We start from the raw sequence: 3,892 nt of genomic DNA on the forward strand, positions 1-3,892 counted from the left end.
GCCCGGCGGGCGGGGCGCCGGGCGCGGGTCGAGCGAGACGGCGGCGACCTGCGCGGGCAGCGGCCACTCCGCCAGCCGGGCGGCCGCGGCGAGTTCGGCCGGGTCGGCGCCCGCCAGCAGCAGGTCGTGCAGCCGGTGCCGGGCCCGGCCGAGCGCGCCGGCCCGGTCGGTGCGGGCCTCCACGTACCCCTGGACGCCGGCCGCCGCGACCTCGTCGATGTGCGCGAACACCGCCTCGGCCAGGGCCACCAGCTGCTCCGCGGTCAGGCCGCGCCGGCGGGCCACCCGGGCGTACCGGCGCCAGGCGATCCGGGCACCGAGCCGGAACGCGGCCTGCAGGGCGTCCAGGCTGCGGCCCTCGGCGAGCTCGCCCCGGCCGAGCGAGCGGTACACCCGCAGCTGGCGCGGGCCGGGCGCGGGCAGCCCGGCGACCCGGTCGGTGAACTCGGCGAGCGCGGTCTCCACGCCCTGCTGGATTCCGGCGCCGAATTGCCCGGAGAGCGGCCGGGAGAATTCCGGGACGGCGGCCCTGATCTCCCGGACGACCTCGGCGGCGAGGGATTGCTGCTCGGCCCTGAGATCGGCGGAGAAATCGCGGGGCAGCCCCTCCCACGGTCCGGTCAATTCCGCTCCTCCGGGTAGCGAAAATCCGTTTGTCCGACGCCCGGTGCGGAGCGCTCCGGTGCGGTCGGGACACCCGGATTATGCGGCGGCGCCACCCGCCGGTCAACGGGTCGGGCACGGCCGCGCGGGTCGGCGCACCACCCGGCGGGTGCGGAAACGCCGAGCCGGGTGACGGTTCCGCCGGAAGGGCGGACGGAATTCCCGGCACTTCCGGACCGGATTTCCGGGACCGGCCGGGCCGCGGTCGGCGAATTCCGGAAACCGCGCGCCCGGAGCGGCGGGAGGGGCGGGAGGGGGCGGGAGGAGAGAGCGGACCGGGAGGAGACCGCCGCGCCCCTCGCAACCGTCCCCGCCGCCTCGGCGCCCGTCGGCGCCGTCATCCCGCGCCACCCCCTCCTCGGCCCGGCCGCCCGGCTGCCCGGCCGCCCGGCCGCACCGGGGAGCGCCACCGCGAGCGCGGCCCGGCCCGCCGGGCGGTGTGATCCACGTCTCGGTGCCGCCGGTGATGTCACAAACCCGGGCGCCGGACGCTCCCGAGCACGGGTTCCGCGGGAGAGACCCCGCCCGCCCCGTCCTCGTTCCGTCCTCGTTCCGTCCTCTGGGAGAGATCACCGGCATGGAAATCCTTCGGTACGCGTTCCTCGTCTTCCACCTCTTCGGGTTCGCCGCGCTGCTGGGCGGCGTCTTCTACCAGCTGCGCGGGAAGGACCCGGTGACCGGCGGGTACATGGTGACCAGCGCGGTCGTCCAACTGGTCACCGGCGCCGGGCTGATCTGGACCAGGACCTCGCTGGACCTGCCGGTGCCGTACCCGAAGATGGCGGTGAAGCTGGGCCTGGACGTCCTGGTCGCGGTGCTGGCCCTGGTGGGCATGCGCAACCGGCGGGCGTGGGCGTTCTTCGCGGTGGCGACGTCCACGGCCGCCGCCGCGGTGGTGGCCGTCGCCTGGACCTGAGCCCGCTCAGGCCGGGTCGAGGTTCCCGGTGCGCCGCCGGGACGGGTGCGCGGTGGGGCCGTCGGGCTCGGCGATCCACCGGTCCAGCTGCTCCCAGCGGTCGTACAGCCAGTCGGCGAAGGCGGCGGCGTCGGCGGTGGGGACCTGCTCGGCGCCGAAGCTCCACCAGCGCAGCCGGAGCCGGTCGCCCGGGCCCGGGGCGTAGCCGGGGCCGAGCATCCAGGGGAGCAGCCGCTCGGGGCCGGTGTGCCCGCACACCAGCACCAGGGCGGACGGCCCGGCGGCGGTCAGCGCCGCCAGCGCGCCCGGCAGGTGCGGCGGCAGCACGTGCGGCATCGCCTCGGCCCGGTCGGCCAGCGCGTCCCGCCCCCGGGCGCGCAGCTTGGCGATCGCCCCGGCGCGCCGGGCCGCGCTGTAGTTGGTGCCCTCGGGGTACAGCCAGAGCGCCTCGTCCGGGCCCAGCGCCCGCCCCTGCGCGGTGATTTCGGCCAGCGCGGCGGACCGCCCGGCCCGGTCCCAGCGGAACAGGGCCAGCGGCACGCCGCGCAGCAGCGCCCGCAGGCCGGGCTCCAGGGCGACGCAGCGCTTGGCGATGCCGCGCGGGCGGCGGCCGAGCACGGCGGTGACCGCGGTGATCGCCAGCTGGGTGTTCAGGATGCCGGCGTGCCGGGCCAGCACCACCACCGGCCGTCCGGGGTCGGGCGCCGGCTCGGGCGCCTCGACCTGGAAGCGCAGGCCGCTCCAGTGCTCGGCCAGCAGCCGGAAGCGGCGTCCGGCCCGGGTGGTGAGCAGCCGCCAGGCGTCCGGGCCGGCGCGGCGGGCGCGCAGCCGCAGCGAACCGGCCAGCGCGGTCAGCGAGAACCCGGCCAGGTAGGCGGCCCACACCAGCGGGAGCCGGGCGGCGGCCGCGGCCCGGGCGGGCAGCAGCGGCCGGAGCAGGCCGAGCGGGAGCAGCAGCGGGACGAGGAGGAGCAGAAGCACCGTCAGGGCGCCGAGCGCGACGGCGTCCCGGGCCGAGGCGAGCGCGGCGGCGCCCGGCCGGGCAGCCCGGGAGGGCCCCGGGGAGGGCGGAGTCCTGTGCATGGATCCAGCTCTCTCACGCCGCCGGTCCCCCGGCCAGCCGAAGATCCACTCTGCTGGACCGATCGGGGCTGGTGCCGCGTCAGGCGGCCCTCGCTGCGACCGGCCGAGGCTGCCTGACGCGGCACGAGTCTCCGCCGCCGGGTGCTGCGGACGGGCGAATGTGCAGGTGGGAGCGGTTGCGGCCGCCGGAAACCGGATCGGACGATGGGCCTTGCGGGCCCGTCGGGTCCGTGCGGGGGACGGACCCGGGGACGCCCCGGAGACAGGCGGCGCAGCGATGGACGGTCTGACGGACGGGCAGGGCAAGGTCGCGTTCGTGCTCGGCGGCGGCGGTGAGCGGGGCGGCAACCAGGTCGGCATGATCCGGGCCCTGCTGGAGGCCGGGATCGTGCCCGACATCGTGGTCGGCACCTCGATCGGCTCGGTGCAGGGCGCCATCCTGGCGAAGAACCCCACGGTCTCGGTGGTCGCCGAACTGACCGAGCTGTGGATGGAGTTCATCAGCATGCGGGTGATGAAGCCGTCCCTGCGGGCGTTCCTGTCCAACGTCCGCCACGTGCGGGCCGGGCTGACCTCGGAGGACGCCGCGCACCGGATGCTGCTCAACCACTTCGCGCCGCACACCCGGATCGAGGACCTCAAGCTCCCGTTCGTCTGCCCTGCGTCCTCGATCGAGCGGGCCGCGGCGCACTACTTCGACCAGGGGCAGCTGATCCCGGCGCTGCTGGCCTCCTGCTGCGTGCCCGGGCTGTTCCCGCCGGTGGAGATCGACGGCGAGCACTACCTGGACGGCGGGCTGATCGACTCGCTGCCGGTCGGCCTGGCCGTCTCGCTGGGGGCGACCACGGTGTACGCGCTGCGGATCCGGCAGACCGGCGAGCAGCTGGAGGTGCCCCGGCTGCCCTGGCAGCTCGCGCACGTCGCCTTCGAGGTGAGCCGGCGGGCGGCGGTGGAGGCGGAGATCGCCCGGCACCGGCCCGGTGTCACCGTGCACGTGCTGCCCAGCGGCGAGGACGAGTTGGTGAAGGCCGGACGCGGACCGATCGCCTCCGGTCGTGCCGAACTGGAGACCGTCCGGCGCCGGATCGCGCTCGGTTACGACGCGGCCTCCGCATTCCTGGAGGGCCTCCAGCGCACCCGGCAGGACGCGACCGGCTGACCGCCGCACCACCCCGGGGCCCCGTGCGCGCGCCCGGCGGACGCCGGTGGGCGCCCCCGTTGACGCGCGCC

General features: G+C 76.8%; 3 protein-coding genes and 1 pseudogene. 2 read left to right on the forward strand and 2 right to left on the reverse strand.

Translation table 11 applies throughout. The annotated features are described in order from the left end of the window. Nucleotides 1–624: pseudogene (locus tag ACWEO5_RS38125) on the reverse strand (helix-turn-helix domain-containing protein); the annotation flags it as partial. A 616-nt stretch (nt 625–1,240) separates the two neighbouring features. Here ACWEO5_RS38125 and ACWEO5_RS38130 point away from each other — a divergent pair. Beyond that, entirely contained in the window at nt 1,241–1,579 is a 339-nt protein-coding gene (locus ACWEO5_RS38130) for a hypothetical protein (protein ID WP_344553452.1), read from the forward strand. A gap of 6 nt (nt 1,580–1,585) precedes the next feature. Here the strand turns inward: ACWEO5_RS38130 and ACWEO5_RS38135 are convergent, their stop codons facing one another. Further along, nucleotides 1,586–2,662 (reverse strand): 1-acyl-sn-glycerol-3-phosphate acyltransferase, encoded by a 1,077-nt coding sequence (locus ACWEO5_RS38135; RefSeq protein ID WP_452166656.1) that lies wholly within the window; start codon nt 2,660–2,662, stop codon nt 1,586–1,588. Nucleotides 2,663–2,939: 277 nt separating this feature from the next. Between ACWEO5_RS38135 and ACWEO5_RS38140 the strand changes: the two genes are divergently transcribed. Beyond that, a complete protein-coding gene (locus tag ACWEO5_RS38140) occupies nt 2,940–3,821 on the forward strand; it encodes a patatin-like phospholipase family protein (protein ID WP_452166657.1) in 882 nt (293 codons plus the stop codon). Nucleotides 3,822–3,892: the final 71 nt, after the last annotated feature.

Source organism: Kitasatospora sp. NPDC004272 (assembly GCF_053603035.1).

Excerpts from the sequence above, each read along its gene's own strand:
- ACWEO5_RS38130 (WP_344553452.1), top strand. The coding sequence starts at position 1,241 with ATGGAAATCCTTCGGTACGCGTTCCTCGTCTTCCACCTCTTCGGGTTC.
- ACWEO5_RS38135 (WP_452166656.1), bottom strand. The coding sequence starts at position 2,662 with ATGCACAGGACTCCGCCCTCCCCGGGGCCCTCCCGGGCTGCCCGGCCG.
- ACWEO5_RS38140 (WP_452166657.1), top strand. The coding sequence starts at position 2,940 with ATGGACGGTCTGACGGACGGGCAGGGCAAGGTCGCGTTCGTGCTCGGC.